The sequence below is a fragment of the Chromohalobacter sp. 11-W genome, from assembly GCF_029889905.1.
Lineage (GTDB): Bacteria > Pseudomonadota > Gammaproteobacteria > Pseudomonadales > Halomonadaceae > Chromohalobacter.
Window position 1 is genome coordinate 1 of the sequence record NZ_JARANZ010000033.1, and the last position, 650, is coordinate 650.

Sequence of the window (650 nt, forward strand, 5' to 3'; positions counted from 1 at the left end):
AACTCTTTCATATCACCCTCGAACCCGGTGATATCCTTCTTGCTCGCCGTCAGTGTGCGGCGCATCAGCCACTCAACGAAATACATCAGGTCACGTCCTGTAAAGCCTGGTGAAAGGCACCGACTTCTTCCGCATAGTCGGCGTAATGATCGGGCACGCTCTCGGTAGTAAAGGCACAACGCTGGCACCACGCCTCGAGCGCGTCCTCACCAAACATTCCCTCACACCGGCTCGGATGCCGTACTTTCCCGGCGCAGCTTACGCGGCCAGTAGACCGGCCAGCACAGCAGCAGCGAACACCAGTGCGCCGTGGCGTGAACCAGCATGAGCGGTGAAACGACGATCACCAGCGCGATCATTCCCGGGCTCCAGGGCGCGGCTGCCCACTTGTTCTCCAGAAAGCTCCAGGGGGCCAGCAGCGAGCGCCACGGCCAGGGAAAACGGGGAATGCACTTGGGTTTGGGGATGCGTTCCGGGCCCTCTTCCATGTAGCGGCGGATGTACTCCCACAGCGCATAGAGCTCGTGATCGCTGCGCAGCGGCGCGCCGAGAAAGACCACGTCGTGATACTCCGCACCGGTGCGCTGCTTGAAGAAGAACAGCATCAGGATTTCGCGCTTGCGCTGCTTGGTCACCACCTGATCGTCGGG

General features: G+C 61.1%; 2 protein-coding genes. Both read right to left on the minus strand.

Going from position 1 to position 650, the window contains the following annotated elements; translation table 11 throughout:
* Positions 1-85: 85 nt before the first annotated feature.
* A complete protein-coding gene (locus tag OP494_RS17140) occupies positions 86-217 on the minus strand; it encodes a hypothetical protein (protein ID WP_280542792.1) in 132 nt (43 codons plus the stop codon).
* A gap of 4 nt (positions 218-221) precedes the next feature.
* Positions 222-650, minus strand: a 429-nt coding sequence (locus OP494_RS17145) for a DUF6708 domain-containing protein (protein WP_348521709.1), incomplete at its 5' end; no start/stop codon positions are given.

What these genes read in the sequence shown, in the direction of transcription:
- OP494_RS17140 (WP_280542792.1), bottom strand. Translation starts at nt 217, where the DNA reads ATGTTTGGTGAGGACGCGCTCGAGGCGTGGTGCCAGCGTTGTGCCTTT.